The organism is Alkalibacillus sp. S2W, from assembly GCF_046764385.1.
Classification (GTDB): Bacteria; Bacillota; Bacilli; order Bacillales; family Alkalibacillaceae; genus Alkalibacillus; species Alkalibacillus almallahensis.
In genome coordinates this window covers 12,710-27,763 of record NZ_CP177234.1, presented here as the reverse complement: position 1 = coordinate 27,763, position 15,054 = coordinate 12,710, and the positions used below count along the sequence as shown (strand labels likewise).

18 protein-coding genes, 1 tRNA gene and 1 other annotated feature are annotated in these 15,054 nt (G+C 38.3%); of the genes, 4 read left to right on the top strand and 15 right to left on the bottom strand.

The features are described from left to right. Positions 1 to 317 precede the first annotated feature (317 nt). Positions 318 to 2,486, top strand: coding sequence for a peptidoglycan-binding protein (locus tag ACKXGF_RS00150; protein WP_411954382.1), 2,169 nt, complete (start codon positions 318 to 320; stop codon positions 2,484 to 2,486). Positions 2,487 to 2,708: 222 nt separating this feature from the next. Here ACKXGF_RS00150 and ACKXGF_RS00145 read toward each other — a convergent pair whose 3' ends face one another. After that, complete coding sequence (locus ACKXGF_RS00145; RefSeq protein WP_411953264.1) at positions 2,709 to 3,779, bottom strand: IS30 family transposase; 1,071 nt, start codon at positions 3,777 to 3,779, stop codon at positions 2,709 to 2,711. Positions 3,780 to 4,075: 296 nt separating this feature from the next. On the opposite strand from ACKXGF_RS00145, the gene ACKXGF_RS00140 reads away from it, so the two are divergent. Then, positions 4,076 to 4,495 (top strand): hypothetical protein, encoded by a 420-nt coding sequence (locus ACKXGF_RS00140; RefSeq protein ID WP_411954381.1) that lies wholly within the window; start codon positions 4,076 to 4,078, stop codon positions 4,493 to 4,495. Positions 4,496 to 4,515: 20 nt separating this feature from the next. On the opposite strand, the gene ACKXGF_RS00135 is transcribed toward ACKXGF_RS00140, so the two are convergent. The 11 genes from ACKXGF_RS00135 to ACKXGF_RS00085 all read right to left on the bottom strand — a co-directional run bounded on the left by ACKXGF_RS00135 (position 4,516) and on the right by ACKXGF_RS00085 (position 10,832). After that, a complete protein-coding gene (locus ACKXGF_RS00135; protein ID WP_411954380.1) occupies positions 4,516 to 5,043 on the bottom strand; it encodes a hypothetical protein in 528 nt (175 codons plus the stop codon). A 178-nt stretch (positions 5,044 to 5,221) separates the two neighbouring features. Then, entirely contained in the window at positions 5,222 to 5,524 is a 303-nt protein-coding gene (locus tag ACKXGF_RS00130) for a rhodanese-like domain-containing protein (RefSeq protein ID WP_411954379.1), read from the bottom strand. A gap of 136 nt (positions 5,525 to 5,660) precedes the next feature. Continuing rightward, entirely contained in the window at positions 5,661 to 6,017 is a 357-nt protein-coding gene (locus ACKXGF_RS00125; protein WP_167262979.1) for a YidH family protein, read from the bottom strand. Positions 6,018 to 6,152: 135 nt separating this feature from the next. Beyond that, a complete protein-coding gene (locus ACKXGF_RS00120) occupies positions 6,153 to 6,935 on the bottom strand; it encodes a sulfite exporter TauE/SafE family protein (RefSeq protein ID WP_411954378.1) in 783 nt (260 codons plus the stop codon). 72 nt (positions 6,936 to 7,007) lie between these two features. After that, positions 7,008 to 8,138, bottom strand: coding sequence for an MBL fold metallo-hydrolase (locus ACKXGF_RS00115; protein ID WP_411954377.1), 1,131 nt, complete (start codon positions 8,136 to 8,138; stop codon positions 7,008 to 7,010). A 109-nt stretch (positions 8,139 to 8,247) separates the two neighbouring features. Further along, a complete protein-coding gene (locus ACKXGF_RS00110; protein ID WP_411954376.1) occupies positions 8,248 to 8,547 on the bottom strand; it encodes a rhodanese-like domain-containing protein in 300 nt (99 codons plus the stop codon). 73 nt (positions 8,548 to 8,620) lie between these two features. Then, positions 8,621 to 9,100: a DsrE/DsrF/DrsH-like family protein gene (locus tag ACKXGF_RS00105; protein WP_411954375.1), complete on the bottom strand. Its 480-nt coding sequence runs from the start codon at positions 9,098 to 9,100 to the stop codon at positions 8,621 to 8,623. A 54-nt stretch (positions 9,101 to 9,154) separates the two neighbouring features. Beyond that, positions 9,155 to 9,382, bottom strand: coding sequence for a sulfurtransferase TusA family protein (locus ACKXGF_RS00100; protein WP_411954374.1), 228 nt, complete (start codon positions 9,380 to 9,382; stop codon positions 9,155 to 9,157). Positions 9,383 to 9,449: 67 nt separating this feature from the next. Further along, positions 9,450 to 9,677, bottom strand: a complete 228-nt coding sequence (locus tag ACKXGF_RS00095; RefSeq protein WP_411954373.1) for a sulfurtransferase TusA family protein — start codon at positions 9,675 to 9,677, stop codon at positions 9,450 to 9,452. 95 nt (positions 9,678 to 9,772) lie between these two features. Beyond that, entirely contained in the window at positions 9,773 to 10,033 is a 261-nt protein-coding gene (locus tag ACKXGF_RS00090; RefSeq protein WP_411954372.1) for a metal-sensitive transcriptional regulator, read from the bottom strand. A gap of 232 nt (positions 10,034 to 10,265) precedes the next feature. Further along, a complete protein-coding gene (locus ACKXGF_RS00085; RefSeq protein WP_411954371.1) occupies positions 10,266 to 10,832 on the bottom strand; it encodes a CotY/CotZ family spore coat protein in 567 nt (188 codons plus the stop codon). 178 nt (positions 10,833 to 11,010) lie between these two features. On the opposite strand from ACKXGF_RS00085, the gene ACKXGF_RS00080 reads away from it, so the two are divergent. Beyond that, positions 11,011 to 11,658 (top strand): deoxynucleoside kinase, encoded by a 648-nt coding sequence (locus ACKXGF_RS00080; protein WP_411954370.1) that lies wholly within the window; start codon positions 11,011 to 11,013, stop codon positions 11,656 to 11,658. After that, positions 11,655 to 12,326 (top strand): deoxynucleoside kinase, encoded by a 672-nt coding sequence (locus tag ACKXGF_RS00075; protein ID WP_411954369.1) that lies wholly within the window; start codon positions 11,655 to 11,657, stop codon positions 12,324 to 12,326. The genes ACKXGF_RS00080 and ACKXGF_RS00075 overlap by 4 nt, the downstream gene beginning before the upstream one ends. A gap of 158 nt (positions 12,327 to 12,484) precedes the next feature. On the opposite strand, the gene ACKXGF_RS00070 is transcribed toward ACKXGF_RS00075, so the two are convergent. The 3 genes from ACKXGF_RS00070 to pdxT all read right to left on the bottom strand — a co-directional run bounded on the left by ACKXGF_RS00070 (position 12,485) and on the right by pdxT (position 15,044). Continuing rightward, positions 12,485 to 12,577: transfer RNA gene (locus ACKXGF_RS00070), tRNA-Ser, on the bottom strand. Between the two features lie 288 nt (positions 12,578 to 12,865). After that, a complete protein-coding gene (gene serS / locus ACKXGF_RS00065) occupies positions 12,866 to 14,143 on the bottom strand; it encodes a serine--tRNA ligase (protein ID WP_411954368.1) in 1,278 nt (425 codons plus the stop codon). Between the two features lie 61 nt (positions 14,144 to 14,204). Further along, positions 14,205 to 14,420, bottom strand: a binding site (T-box leader). Between the two features lie 36 nt (positions 14,421 to 14,456). Next, a complete protein-coding gene (gene pdxT, locus ACKXGF_RS00060; protein WP_411954367.1) occupies positions 14,457 to 15,044 on the bottom strand; it encodes a pyridoxal 5'-phosphate synthase glutaminase subunit PdxT in 588 nt (195 codons plus the stop codon). Positions 15,045 to 15,054 lie beyond the last annotated feature (10 nt).

The window sequence follows — 15,054 nt, the reverse complement described above, 5'->3', positions numbered from 1 at the left end:
TAAGTAATGAAAAAAGTTTGTTGTGTTTAATCTTCAAAAGCGAATAACTTTAAACAATATAATAGACAGCAAGAAATAATCTTGGACTAACTTAAATTATTAACACAATTTAAAAAACTTCAGTATCTCCTTTGGTTGCCATCTTCTAATCATTGATTATTAATGTATTTCTAGAGCAATTTAAGATAAGAGGTTGTTTTTAATTACTTAAATACACTTTATATAATATGAGAACTAAAAGGAGGGGCAATCAATTGAAAGTAGGAAGTAACAATTCTAAATTACCGAAATTTAATTTTAAAAGGGAGTTGTTTTAATTGACTATTACAAAAGATACAGTACTAAAAAGTGGTGATTCAGGTGAAGATGTAATTTTGTTACAACAGGCCTTAGTTAACAATAACTTTTATCCAAATATTGATGCGGATAATAACGGTGTGGACGGAATTTACGGACCTAGCACAGAAGATGCGGTTCGCAGGTTTCAAATCGTTCATGAATTAACAGTAGACGGCATTGCGGGGCCTTCAACACTTTCCTCCCTTGGACTAATTGATGGAAATTCTGGAGAGATCTCCGAAAGTACTGTTTTGAGTCCAGGAAATTCTGGAGAGTCCGTTAGAGTATTACAACAAGCCTTAGTAGATAATAATTTCTATCCAGATATTGATGCTGAGAACAACGGCGTTGACGGAATTTACGGTCCTAACACAGAGGATGCAGTTCGACGCTATCAAATTATGCATAACTTAACGGTAGATGGAATCGCAGGTCCAGAAACATTATCTAACTTAGGAATTCTTGACGAAGGTGATGGTGAAGGATCTGCGGGGTATGCTGGAATACTCCAACACGGCGATTCTGGGGAAGCTGTGAGAATGTTGCAGCAAGCCTTAGTAGATAATAATTTTTATCCAGAAATAAATGCCCCAAACTATGGAATAGACGGTATTTATGGACCTAATACAGAAGGTGCTGTTCGTCGTTATCAAAACATGAATGGATTAACGGTAGACGGTATAGCAGGACCAGTAACATTGACGTCTTTGGGGATCAGCGGTGAAGGATCTGGTAGCGTAAGAGATTCCGGATCATACGGTGACACATTACGACCTGGTGATAAGGGAGACGCAGTTCGTGCCTTACAACAAGCCTTAGTAGATAATAATTTCTATCCAGATATTGATGCTGAGAACAACGGCGTTGACGGAATTTACGGTCCCAACACAGAAGATGCAGTTCGACGCTATCAAATTATGAATGGATTAAGAGTAGACGGCATTGCAGGATCGGAAACACTGACTTCCCTTGGGTTGGAAGCTCGTACCTCTCCTGAAGAGGAGGACGACACAGGAAGTGTTGATTTTATCGGCGGTGATTTAGGTGATATCTCCATTTCTCAGGTGTTTATTCCTACTTTAAATTATAATCGTCCTGGTTATTCTATGTTTCCTCGATATATTACGATTCATGAAACAGCCAATACTGCTCCTGGAGCTACTGCTTTTATGCATTCCAATTATGTTCAAAATCCTAGCACTCTTTCATCTTGGCATTTCACTGTAGATGACAGCCGAGTGATTTACCAACACTTGCCTACAAATGAATCAGGCTTTCACGCTGGTGATGGATCGGGAGACGGAAACAGAAATAGTATCGGCATTGAATTATGTGTAAATAACGGAGGAGATTTTGTACAAACAAGAAGGAATGCAGCTGTGTTAGTTCGTAAATTAATGCGTGATTATAACATCCCGATTTACAACGTGGTTACCCACAACCACTGGAGTGGAAAACTTTGCCCTGCGAATATGTTAGAGCATTTTGAAAGTTTTCGTACACAGGTTAAGAGATCCACTCTTCCAGAGCCCGATCCTGTGGAATATCACCCAATAAATTCTCCTTTCGCTGATGTTGACGAAGGTTACACATCAAGTTCTAAAGGAACTATCAGCTATTCATCTCAATACGATGTTAATTTAGGTCCCTTAAAGGGTTCTTTGACAGGGTCTATTATTATGGGAAACATTAGTGAGGTAGCTTGGGATTTACCTGCAGATAAAGCTATTAACGGTGACCTTTTAGACGGTACAATAGATGAGCTAATAAACTTGATGATGGAAGAGACTCTTTTACCAGGTGTCAGTGAGGTGGCAGAAGCCCGAGCAGAAATAGACAGTATTATAGAAGATGATATTACCAACCTTATTGAAGCTAGATTGAGCACCTTTGATATTAGTACTTCAAGCTCTTTTCCTTGGATAGAAGTAGATTGGTTAACATTAGAAATACTAAGCGAGTTATCTTCTGGAGTTCATATGAAAGAAAAAATTGTTCTAGAAGATGTTGATTGGGACAAAAATAAAACAAAAAGAACAGGTTTAGTATTTGTGTTAATTCTTGTCGCAGCGATATGGTGGCAAGTGGGTGTAGCCATAGCCACAATCGTAGCCTTGCTAAAACACGTAGCCCGCTACGCATTTTAAAAAAATATTAATTTAGTATATTAGTATAACCTTCTCTTGTATCTCCTATGAATATCTGTTATTGTTTTTTATTAATAATAGCAATTTTCATAGGAGATTTATTATTTCCTAAATTTCAAGTACAAGTTAGCCACTGGGCCAGCCCCTGCTATGGGGAGATTGTGAATAGATGAAGAGAGTTGACGCTCTCCCCCCTAGGGGGGAGCGAAATGTCACAACTATCTAAGCTATTGCCTTGACCTCTGTCATGAGTGCTTCCTGTGGCGTGCGATAATTGAGCTGTTTCCGCGGATAGGTATTCATCCACGTTTGTACGCGTAAGGTTTGTTGCTGACTCACTTGACTGATGGGGTGACTTTTCGGTATAAACCGTCGAATCAATTTGTGCTGATTTTCGCTGGTGCCGCGTTCATAAGATGCATAGGGATGACTAAAATAGACTTGGGTCGTTTCTTTTAAATCCGTTTCTAACGTGCTGAACTCCGACCCGTTATCTGACGTGATGGTTTTAAACATGGCGCGCATGTCTGTGCCGGTTCGCTCGGCCAGTGACTGAACGGCTTTTGAAATCGATGATGCATCCTTTCGGTCGACTTTAATAACGCATTCAAACCGTGTTTTACGCTCGGCCAAGGTGAGTAATACCTCATCATCTTCACCTTTAACGCCCAGTACCGTATCAATTTCCCAGTGTCCGAACTCTGCTCTGTCTTCAATATGTTTCGGCCGCTCTTCAATGGAAGTACCTAACTTGCGCTTATTTTCTTTACCGTGCCGCCCGGTCTTTCTAGGTGCGCGACTGACTTTCTCAAGCAGGTCAATATTCTTCGTCCGCATAATGCCGATGTTGATCCAATGATAGAGTGTGGTAGTGCACGGTAGTAAGGCTTGGGCATACGGAAAATGGACTTTCAAATAACCGACGACAGCGTCTGGAGACCATCCGTCCTGAAGCATCTTGGTATCCGCCCATTCTATGAATGTAGGGATACCAACCCATTTCGGTATACGCCCGCAGTTTAACCGATTTTCTTCGTACTGACGTTGGCCGACATCTGGGAAATAAACGGGATGCGTATAGCGGTATGTTTTGCCATTTTGTTTCTGTTCTCTTGCTTGCGTCACCGAACCCCGTTTAATCTCATTATTGATTGTTTGCGGCGCACAGCCTAATACTTTGGCGATTTGACGGTGAGAATAGCCTTCCTGCTTTAACACTTGGATTTTTGACCGTTCATCCGCGCTTAAGTGTTTGCCCTTAGTGCGGGGCATGTTATCATTAAATGGCGTCATGTGATTTCATTCCTTTATTGAGTGTTGTGGTTAACTTCAATATAACATGAAATTCACATGGCGTTTTTTATGACTTAAGTGGCTAAGTTCATTATAAAATCCACCAGATTTATTATTTTATAACGATTAGATTTAATAGTAAAACAAACTGAGAGGATGAATTAAATAGAATGTTTCGAAGCCTGTATTCTAAAATTTATTTGGGGTTTGTTCGTTTTCTTATCTACCAGTTAATAAAAAGGGAAACCTTTATAAAATCACAAAAAAATTTCACTCACAATAAAGTGAATAAATTAATGAAAACGTTTGAAGAACAATTAATTGAAAAAAAGTATTTAACACCGCATTTAACAGAAGGACCTAAACGCGTTAAATCAAAAAGCTCGATTAAATTAATGGATGCTTTTATAACCAATCGATTTGCAAAAGAAGACGATTTTTACATGCAAGTTGCTAGAACTTGGGTCGAAGGTTATGAAAAAAAATTACACAAAAGTTCACTTTTGATCTCTTTTTTGTTTGTTATGTTATGGTTGATTTTTATATTTTTAAATCAATATATGACTACGATAATCGAAGGTATATACTATTTAATTTTATTCTTTTTACCAATTATCGGCTTTTTTATAGCACTAATGGGAAGAGGATGGAAAATTGCAGGTCTTACTATGTTGAATTTCACTTTATTATTAGTAGCTATGATTACTTATTTATAAATACATAGTGTTTAATTTAATTAGAATAGTAATAAACTATACAGTTGAGAGAATACAAAGTTTATAATGATCCAAACCCAGCGTTTCCTCCCTAAACCGAATGCTGCGGCTATCATCCCGAAAATGGGCATAAATCCCATTAAACCAATCCATGTGCTAACTTCGATCCCAAAACGCTCCATAGCGAGAAGAACGCCTAATGTTAACAAAAAAGTTGCTAATATTGACTGAGAGATAATAATTGGAACTTTTCGATCCTTTTTATGAGTCCACACTTTAGCCGTTTGAATATAATAATTTTCTTCATCGTCGTTTTTCTGAGCAATAACAAATGCATTAACTAAGTGACACGGCTCTTTTCGTTTTGGAATGGAGCCAACTAACAAACCTGATTCATCTAATATCCCGTGCTCCTGGAGTTGTTTTTCAAAATCTCTCATGGTTGATTCAATTTCTTTTCGGTTTTTGTCTTTATTACTTTTTTTCAGCAACTGTTTAGTAGTCATTTTCAAATACTTTAGTGTTATATCATATATAAATTTTCGCAATTTCTACTTCCCTCTAATCCAATCAGAAACTTAAATCACTGACTTCTCTTAGTCTAACAAGTCAGAGCTCATACAAAGAGCCCGATCTGTTATAAAAGTGTCAGACTGCCGTGAATTTCTCGGCAGTCTGACACTTTTCAAGTGAGTGCTTTTTAATAGGTTATCGCGCTTCACGAATTTACGACCGCTCTACCGGACCATTCCAATCTAGCATGCCACCGACCATATTCTTCGCGTTGAAGCCATGTTGCTCGAGGTACTGAACAGCTTTACCACTGCGATTACCTGAACGGCAAATGACGACATGCTCCTGATCTTGACTTAACTCGTCTTTGCGTTCTTCTAATGAACCAAGTGGAATATGTTTGATGCCAGGAATATGCCCTTGTTCAATTTCTTCTGGTTCGCGAACATCGAGTAAATTGACGTCCTCTTTATTTTCAAGTAACTGTTTCACTTCGTCTGTTGTAATTTCATTCATCGATAACGCCTCACTTTCTTAAATTAATGACACTTATAATATACCATACCGATCTGTTTAATCACCAATTAAACGCGTAAGCCTATCCAATATAAAAAAGTCACCCCATACAAACAATATGAGATGACTCCGTGACTTAGTATAAATAAAAGTAAGCGAAAAACAGTCCCGCCATAACTAACATTAACGCCGAAATTAACCAAACGAGATGAAGGGAAGATGTGAATGTTTGATCGTTAATTTGTTTTTTCTTGCGCACATAATGAACCGTCGAAAAAACAATCGCAACCAACCCAATCACAACTGATAGAATTCCAATCATTTCAACTAACTGATCCGACTGACCACCTACACTGGCACCCGTCGAAAAATGAATATTTACGATTAAAAAGCCTATCCCCATAATCGCTAGGGCTGTTCGAATCCAGGCTAAATACGTTCGTTCATTCGCTAAGTGTTGTTGAATATATTTCGAATCCTCCGTTTCACGCATGTAAATCACCCTCCAGAAGTTGAAGCTGACTATTCTTATCATTCACTTTATGTAACTCAAATAATACCCTCTTATATAGTTTACCTTTGAAACCTATACAAAAAACCCACCTATTCTAAGGTGAGTTTCATTATATCATAGAAAATCGAGCCAGATTTTGATAGCTGATGTCATAATTAATACAGATAAAATACCTTGTAATAACTTCGTATTAATCTTCTTACCAGCATTCGCGCCTAATGGCGATGCAATTAAACTAGCTACAATCATGATAATGGCAGGAATTAATAAGACTTGTCCTGTCATTAATTTACCAGCCGTTGCACCGATTGAAGAAATAAAGGTGATAGCCAAAGATGACGCGATAGTCATGCGAGTCGGTATTTTTAGTACTAATAACATGATTGGCACTAACACGAAAGCGCCAGCAGCACCGACAATACCAGCACCAACACCTACAATAAACGCTAATGTTGCAGCTAATGTTTTATTAAATGTCACTTGATCAAATGATTGATCGTCCACACCTTTCTTAGGCATAAACATCATCACAACAGCTACAGTCGCTAACATGGCATAGACGAAGTTAACACCATCATCTGATAAAAACCGTGAACCAAATCCACCAATGAAGCTACCTATTAAAATGCTGACACCCATATAGATAATCAATTCTTTATTTAAATAACCACCTTTACGATAAGCCCAAACACCACCAATCGTGGCGAAGAATACTTGAACAGCACTAATGCCTGATACTTCATGGGCACTAAATGCTGCAAATCCTAAAAGTGGTGGGATATATAATAGCATGGGATATTTAACAATCGAACCACCGATCCCAACCATGCCCGAGATAAATGATCCTAAGAAGCCAATCAAAAAGATGACAAGCATAAATAGCAAACTATATTCCATTCCAACACCCCCTAGGGTAATTCGTTTTGAAAAATAAAAAGAGGGAGACAACCTCCCTCTTTATTCAGTTATTTATCTTACAGCACAACGGTTAGGTCCGACTTCCATTTCACGTTTCTCTTCAAGTTCTGGAGTTTCTTTACCCATATTCGTCATACGAACTCTTTCGTGAGAGTTTGGTTGAGGTGGTAAGTTTTCTGTTACCATCTTACGGAACTCTTCCTCATCTTCTACTTGTAGACCATCATTTTGTTCGAATAGAACACCTAGTTTTTCTTGAACTGAACCATCTTCATTTTGTTCTTCTTTAAATGAATAGTGAGCTGGTAGTACAATTAGGTCGTTTGATAGTTCTTTGTAGCGTTCGTATAGTGTCTCACGTAAGTCACCAACCCAATCATCAGCTTTACCTGCTAAATCTGGGCGACCAATAGATTGGATAAATAGAATATCACCTGTCATCAAGTACTGATCATCCACGATGAATGAAGTTGAACCAATTGTGTGGCCTGGTGAATAAATCGCTTGAACATCAATCTTAGATGACCCAACTTTGATTTCTTCCTGGTCTTGAATTGGTGCATAATCTAATTGAATCTCTTCAGCGTCTTTCGGTGGTAGATAGTACGTTGCACCCGTTTTATCCGCAATTGTACGGCCACCAGAAATGTGGTCAGCGTGTAGGTGCGTATCGAATACGTGCTTGATTGTTGCACCTTTTTCTTCTGCGAAATTAATATACGTATCAGCCATACGAGTCGCATCAATAATTGCTGCTTCACCGTCAGATACGATCATATAGGATAGGCAACCTTTACCTAGACGTACGAATTGATACAATTCGCCACCGTCTTCTAAATCACCTAATTTAACAGGCTCTAGGTGTTCACTCCAAGCTCTCATACCGCCTTCTACAGAGTAAATATTGTCGAATCCTTCATCTGCTAGCTGCTCGGCAACCATTTTAGAAGAATTACCTTTGGCACAAATCACGACAACATCTTTATTTTCTGGAATTTCTTCTTTAATCGGCTCTACACCATCTACAAGATCGAAATATGGCTTGTTTAAATAATTGAAACTATCGCTTTCAACCTTCCAGTCTTCGAAAGCATCTTCGCTACGAACATCTAGTAGGAAGACATCTTCTTGATTCATCACCTTGTTAGCTAATTCATTAACTGTTAGTGTTTTGAAACTCATAATCAAAAACCTCCTCATTATCATTCAATATTTCACGTGAAACACGCATTTGTTAAACTCTATAAAAACTGCCATAATGGTCTATAATTAGACTAACAACTTAAGGGCGTTATTTTGCTGTCGGTCCATCCCAAGCTAACATACCGCCGGCCATATTTTTGACGTTATAGCCGCTTTCTTCTAAATATTGCGTCGCTTTACCACTACGGCCACCTGAACGGCAAACCATAACATAGTCTTCATTTTTATCTAATTCATTTTCTCGGAATTCCAATAAACCGAGCGGAATGTTTTTCGCACCTGGAATATGACCTTCTGCTACTTCATCCGTTTCACGAACATCAATCACTTTTACATCTGCATCTTGATCTAATAACTCTTTCACTTCATCTGTGGTAATCTCTTTCATTGTAGATCCTCACTTTCACCCATTGTCATTTATAGTATCTTTTGAAATGATGAATTCATTCACAGTTTTTAACTTAGATAAATAAGTTAACTGCTCCATCTTCACCTTCTGCAATATAAGCAGCTACGCCACCTAATTCAACACCATCGATTAACTCTTCTTCTTTAATACCTAGAAGATCCATCGTCATCGTACACGCTAGTAACGTGACGTCTTGTTCTTTCGCCATATCAATTAAATCTTCAACTGGCATTGCATTGTGCTTTTTCATCACACTTTTAATCATTTGAGGACCCATACCTGCAAAGTTCATTTTAGATAATGGTAAGTTTTTCGCACCGCGTGGCATCATTTTGCCGAACATTTTCTCCATAAATGATTTTTGTGGGCGTAATTTTTCGTCTTTTCTTAAGGCATTCAAGCCCCAGAACGTATGAAAGATTGTAACATCGTGATCATAGGCAGCCGCTCCGTTCGCAATAATATAAGCTGCCATCGCTTTATCGTATTCTCCACTAAATAGGATTATATTTGTCTTTTTCTTCTCAGCCATGATTGAACCTCCTGTAGTTTTATACCCCTAAAGGTATTGTTTTGATTAAAATTTTTAAGCTTTTTTAACGTAAAAAGTATAAACGCCGTCTTCTTCTTTCGTATCAACTAGTTCATGCCCTGATGATTTCGTCCATGCGGCAAGATCACTTTTTGCTCCAGCGTCTGTTGCTTGCACTTCTAAAACCTCGCCACTATTTACATCTTCAATTGCTTTCTTCGTCTTCACGATTGGCATTGGGCATGCCAAACCTTTTGCGTCTAATGTTTTTGCGATTTCCATTTTGAAAATCCTCCTTATAAAGTATTTACTTATATTTCGTTTATCCTTTTCAACAGAATATTAAACATTATGCTTTCTTTACGTAGAATATATATACGCCGTCTTCTTCTTTCGTATCAACTAATTCGTGTCCTGATGATTTCGTCCATGCGGCAAGATCACTTTTTGCTCCAGCGTCCGTTGCTCGCACTTCTAAAACCTCGCCACTATTTACATCTTCAATTGCTTTTTTCGTTTTTACGACAGGCATTGGACAAGCCAAACTTGTTGCATCTAATGTTTTTGCGATTTCCATTTTAAAATCCTCCTTCATTTGTTTCATTTTATACCCTGAGGGGTATATTAAAGCTCAAAATATATTTTGTCAACTTGTTTCGCTTTTTAAATTTCTTAACGGCTTTTAACGAGTAAATTGACGGCTTCTTTAACACGTTCGTCTGTGTTTTCACCATTTTCTTCAGCATCGCGTACACATTCAATTAAGTTTTCACTTACAATCACACCAATGGTCCGATCAAGTGCTGTACGGCTTGCTGAAAGTTGGTTGATTACTTCTTGGCAATCTTCGCCTTCTTCCATCATACGCAACGCTCCACGTAATTGACCTTCAAGACGCTTAATTCTATTTTTAACTTTTGCATCGTATTCCATGTTTTCAACCTCCTTCTGAGATACGTTTGAAAAGTTGTTGTTTGACGTTACATTTGTAATTATATACCCCTATAGGTATTTTGTCAAACACGTATCATAAAGAATTTTTTTAGTTTATTTATAATCAGCACAAGCTTTGTAAAGCAAGCTTAACACTTTTACGATACCCCGCTATGTATTAAATTAAACATAGAAAAGGTTGGTACCGCAAAACGATACCAACCTTCTTCCTTTAAGAATGAGAATGAGATTGAGATTGAGAGGAGCCGCAGTTATTAGCATTAAAGTCAGAAACAGGTAGTGCGCGTACTGGTTCAAGACATGAAATACCGACGAAATCACATAAATCAACTTTGACGCAAATGCCTGTGCGTTGCAAGTTACGAATCGAGTTACCAGGGAAGTAGTTACAGACTTCATGCCCCCCAGGGCCTGGTGTTGATCCTCCTTCAGTTACTGGTAACAATAATTCTAAGTCGGCGCAACAATCCTTATGAATTTTACTAACACGGAATATCGGTGATTCGAAGCAACGGAAAGTGCGATTATTTCCTGTAGTACCTTGTAAAATACCATTACCGACAAACGGACGACATGATCCTTTACAATACAAAATAAAAGGAACCGTGTCATTTCCTGACGATGGTGTTGATGGTGATAATAGGTCATCGATTGATTGTTTACAGCCGACATCACAACCTGGATCATCAACTGCATCTTGTGCATCTGCTATTTTGCGTACGGTTTTACATACGCATTTTGAGTCTTTGCAATCTAGTTCATTGCAATCATCCCACATATTTATTCACCCCTTTTTTGTTTCGATACTATAAACTATGTACTGGGGCAAAAAGCGTATAGGTGGTTGATAGGAGTATTGAAAATTTTTTATTTCAAATCATATCCCAACACCGAATTAAAATTTGGTATGATGGATAACAGCTAGTCGAACTTTGTCATGAATGGAGGAATCATGCGTGAGACAGAATAACACGCCTTTTATTGCGGTTGAAGGTCCAATCGGCGTTGGTAAAACGTCATTATCCAATAAAATTGCAACTCACTTCTATTATCATTTATTAAAGGAAATCGTTGAGGAGAATCCGTTTCTCGGAAAGTTTTACGACAATATTGAAGAGTGGAGCTTTCAAACAGAAATGTTCTTCTTATGCAATCGCTTCAAGCAACTCGAAGACATTGAGAAGCATTACTTAAATCAGGCAAAGCCCGTTGTTTCTGATTATCATATTATGAAAAATATGATCTTCGCGAGACGGACATTAAAACCAGAACAATACGAAAAATATGAGCAGATTTTTAATATCTTAACACAAGACTTAGCGAAACCAAATGTCATGATTTATATCCACGCTAGCCTTGATACCTTGTTAAAACGAATTGAAAGTCGTGGACGAGAAGTCGAACAAAACATCCAAGCGGACTACTTACAACAACTATCTGAGGACTACGAGGAATTTATGAATCACTTTGAAGAGGAAAATCCAGATGTACCTGTCATCCGCATTAACGGAGACGAAATTGATTTCGTTAAACATCAATCTGATTTAGATTATATTTTAACTGTCGTGCAACAACATATTGATAAAGGAGATTTTATATCATGAGCGATCTAAACCAATACGGCATTCCGAAAAATGCGGTCATAACTGTCGCCGGAACAGTAGGTGTCGGTAAATCTACAATGACGAAAGCGCTAGCCAATAAGATCGGCTTTCGTACATCTTACGAAAAAGTTGAAAACAACCCTTATCTTGATAAATTCTATTATGATTTTGAACGGTGGAGCTTTCACCTACAGATCTATTTCTTAGCTGAACGATTTAAAGAACAGAAACGGATCTTTGAATACGGGGGTGGGTTCATCCAAGACCGTTCAATTTATGAAGATACGGGTATTTTTGCGAAAATGCATTATGATAAAGGGACGATGACTCCAACCGATTATAATACGTACAAGCATTTATTCGATTCCATGGTGATGACCCCTTACTTCCCTCACCCTGATCTCTTAATTTATCTCGAAGGTTCATTTGAAGATGTATTAGAGCGAATTAAGAACCGTGGGCGTGAAATGGAGCAAGAAACGCCAATTGAATACTGGCGTGAAATGTATGATCGTTATGAAGAATGGATTAATAACTTTAATACGTGCCCAGTGATGCGTATCAATATTAACGATTATGATTTACACAATCCAAACACATCAGTGGATCCCATCCTTGAACGCATTGGCAATCATATTCAAACTTCTAGACAATATATTAAATCATAATAAAACGCTCTATACGTTGGCCAACGTATAGAGCGTTTTATTATCATCAATCACATACGAACAATCTTATAACTGCAAATATTATCATAATATTCAAACTTTTAATAAAGACATAAAAAAATGGCTACATCATGTAACCAATTACTCTTAAAATAATATGGCGGAGGAGGAGGGATTCGAACCCCCGCGGGGCGTAAACCCCCTGGCGGTTTTCAAGACCGCTCCCTTCAGCCGAACTTGGGTACTCCTCCGTGAACTCACAAAACAAAATATATCATATGGTTCGACGTTATGCAAGGTGTTTTGTGAAATAAATTATATTTTCTTGCGCAGGCGCCTTTAAGACGCATTTTGTCGACCAACGATTGTTAGTATACCACAGCTCACAAACATTTATAAAGAGGAAAATAATAAAAATCTCGAGGAAATTTATATTCTTAATGTTCTTACAAATTAGTGAGCTTCACACTCCTTCATAAGACAAATATTAACCCTCCGCTTAGGTCATATACAGATCACTTAAGCGGAGGGTCTTTAATTTATTGGCTAATGCGTTCCACATTACCCATATATGGTTTTAACACGTCTGGAACGGTTACAGATCCATCATCGTTTTGATAGTTCTCTAAAATCGCGGCGACCGTTCGTCCGACTGCTAGGCCTGAACCATTTAAAGTATGCATGTATTCTGGTTTGCTGTTTGCTTCACGACGGAAGCGTAAGCCAGAACGTCTTGCTTGGAAATCTTCAAAGTTCGAACAAGAAGAGATTTCTCGGTAAGTCTCATAACTCGGAATCCACACTTCAATGTCGTACTTTTTCGCTGCTGTGAAGCCCAAATCACCTGTGCACATATTCATCACACGATATGGTAATTTTAATTGCTGCAACACTTCCTCAGCATCATTTGTGAGCGACTCTAATGTCTCATAAGACTCTTCAGGTTTTACAAGTTGAACGAGTTCGACTTTATTAAATTGGTGTTGGCGGATTAAACCACGCGTATCACGGCCAGCTGATCCCGCTTCACTACGGAAATTTGTGCTAAATGCCGTGAATTTCTTCGGCAGATCGTCAGCTGTTAAGATCTCATCGCGGTGATAATTCGTTACGGGAACTTCAGCTGTTGGAATTAAGAAATAATCCCATTCTTCTAGTTTGAATACATCTTCACCGAACTTCGGAAGCTGACCAGTCCCTGTTAGACTATCGCGATTAACGATTTGTGGTGGCATCATTTCTTCATAACCATGACGGTCTGAATGTAAGTCCATCATGAAGTTAATTAACGCTCGTTCTAGACGTGCACCTAGTCCTTTATAAAAGGCAAAACGACTGCCTGTCACTTTAGAAGCACGTTCGAAATCAATAATGTCTAACTCATCTGCAACATCCCAATGTGGCTTAACATCGAAATCAAATGATGGCACTTCTCCCCATTGTCTTACTTCAATGTTATCATCCTCGGTTTCACCAATTGGAACTGACTCATGAGGCACATTTGGAATCGAAAGCATTAACTGATTTAATTTCGTCTCGACTTCATTTAGTTCATTGTCGATCTCTTTAATGCGATCACCTACTTCACGCATTTCTTGGATTAAATGATCTGCATCTTCTTTATTTTTCTTCAGTTGAGAAATTTCTTTGGAAACTTCATTTCGACGTGCTTTTAACTCCTCTGATTCTTGGATGTAAGCACGGCGCTTTTCATCCCAATCAAGAAACTGATCGAGATCCGTTAAATCTTCTCCTCGGTTTTGCATCTTTTGTTTCACTTCATCAAAATTGTCACGTAAAAACTTCATGTCTAACATACATTTAACCTCCCTAATATCGTTAATCCAATAAAAAAACGCCCCTTTACTGCACATGCAGTAAAGGGACGAGTATAACCCGCGTTGCCACCCTTGTTGAAGGATTTAACCTTCCAACTTGTACAGTCATAACGGGACTGTTTTCCGGGTAAACTTACGTCATCATTCAGTTCACCTGCTCCAGGATGGATTCGCGGTCTGTTTATACTAGTTCACAGCCACCACTAGCTCTCTGAGATAAACACTTACCACTACTAATTCCTATCAGCGCAATTGATTCATTATTATTGTAGCTTTTAATATACCTTATTTTTTAGACAGAAGCAAGTTTTGATTGTTCTACCATATCGATAAAATAGGCCATTAAGCGATGATCATCAGTCAGTTCTGGGTGAAATGCTGTGGCTAAATAATGTCCTTGTTTAGCCGCAACGATTTTATCATCATAGGTAGCTAAAACTTCCGTATCATGGTGTACATCAAGAATGTAAGGGGCACGAATAAACACTGCTTCAAAATCATCTGCCACCGCCTTGATCTCAAGAGGCGTTTCAAAACTTTGTTTTTGACGTCCAAACGCATTACGAGCCACTGTCATATCCATTAAGCCTAAATGATTGTCATCATCATTTTCGATCTGTGAAGCGAGTAATATAAGTCCTGCACACGTTCCAAAGATTGGTTTACCAGCTTGACCAAATTGGACAAGGGCATCAAAAAATCCGTAACGATCAATTAATCGGCGCATTGTTGTGCTTTCGCCACCAGGTAAAACTAACCCATCGACAGCTTCTAATTGCTCTACTTTTTTAATTAACACAGCATCGTGACCACATGCCTCAATGGATTGGATATGTTCACGGAATGCTCCTTGTAAACCTAATACACCTATTGTTGCCATGATAAGACTC

What these genes read in the sequence shown, in the direction of transcription:
- ACKXGF_RS00145 (WP_411953264.1), bottom strand. Translation starts at nt 3,779, where the DNA reads ATGACGCCATTTAATGATAACATGCCCCGCACTAAGGGCAAACACTTA.
- ACKXGF_RS00140 (WP_411954381.1), top strand. Translation starts at nt 4,076, where the DNA reads ATGAAAACGTTTGAAGAACAATTAATTGAAAAAAAGTATTTAACACCG.
- ACKXGF_RS00130 (WP_411954379.1), bottom strand. Translation starts at nt 5,524, where the DNA reads ATGAATGAAATTACAACAGACGAAGTGAAACAGTTACTTGAAAATAAA.
- ACKXGF_RS00125 (WP_167262979.1), bottom strand. Translation starts at nt 6,017, where the DNA reads ATGCGTGAAACGGAGGATTCGAAATATATTCAACAACACTTAGCGAAT.
- ACKXGF_RS00120 (WP_411954378.1), bottom strand. Translation starts at nt 6,935, where the DNA reads ATGGAATATAGTTTGCTATTTATGCTTGTCATCTTTTTGATTGGCTTC.
- ACKXGF_RS00115 (WP_411954377.1), bottom strand. Translation starts at nt 8,138, where the DNA reads ATGAGTTTCAAAACACTAACAGTTAATGAATTAGCTAACAAGGTGATG.
- ACKXGF_RS00110 (WP_411954376.1), bottom strand. Translation starts at nt 8,547, where the DNA reads ATGAAAGAGATTACCACAGATGAAGTGAAAGAGTTATTAGATCAAGAT.
- ACKXGF_RS00105 (WP_411954375.1), bottom strand. Translation starts at nt 9,100, where the DNA reads ATGGCTGAGAAGAAAAAGACAAATATAATCCTATTTAGTGGAGAATAC.
- ACKXGF_RS00100 (WP_411954374.1), bottom strand. Translation starts at nt 9,382, where the DNA reads ATGGAAATCGCAAAAACATTAGACGCAAAAGGTTTGGCATGCCCAATG.
- ACKXGF_RS00095 (WP_411954373.1), bottom strand. Translation starts at nt 9,677, where the DNA reads ATGGAAATCGCAAAAACATTAGATGCAACAAGTTTGGCTTGTCCAATG.
- ACKXGF_RS00090 (WP_411954372.1), bottom strand. Translation starts at nt 10,033, where the DNA reads ATGGAATACGATGCAAAAGTTAAAAATAGAATTAAGCGTCTTGAAGGT.
- ACKXGF_RS00085 (WP_411954371.1), bottom strand. Translation starts at nt 10,832, where the DNA reads ATGTGGGATGATTGCAATGAACTAGATTGCAAAGACTCAAAATGCGTA.
- ACKXGF_RS00075 (WP_411954369.1), top strand. Translation starts at nt 11,655, where the DNA reads ATGAGCGATCTAAACCAATACGGCATTCCGAAAAATGCGGTCATAACT.
- serS (WP_411954368.1), bottom strand. Translation starts at nt 14,143, where the DNA reads ATGTTAGACATGAAGTTTTTACGTGACAATTTTGATGAAGTGAAACAA.
- pdxT (WP_411954367.1), bottom strand. Translation starts at nt 15,044, where the DNA reads ATGGCAACAATAGGTGTATTAGGTTTACAAGGAGCATTCCGTGAACAT.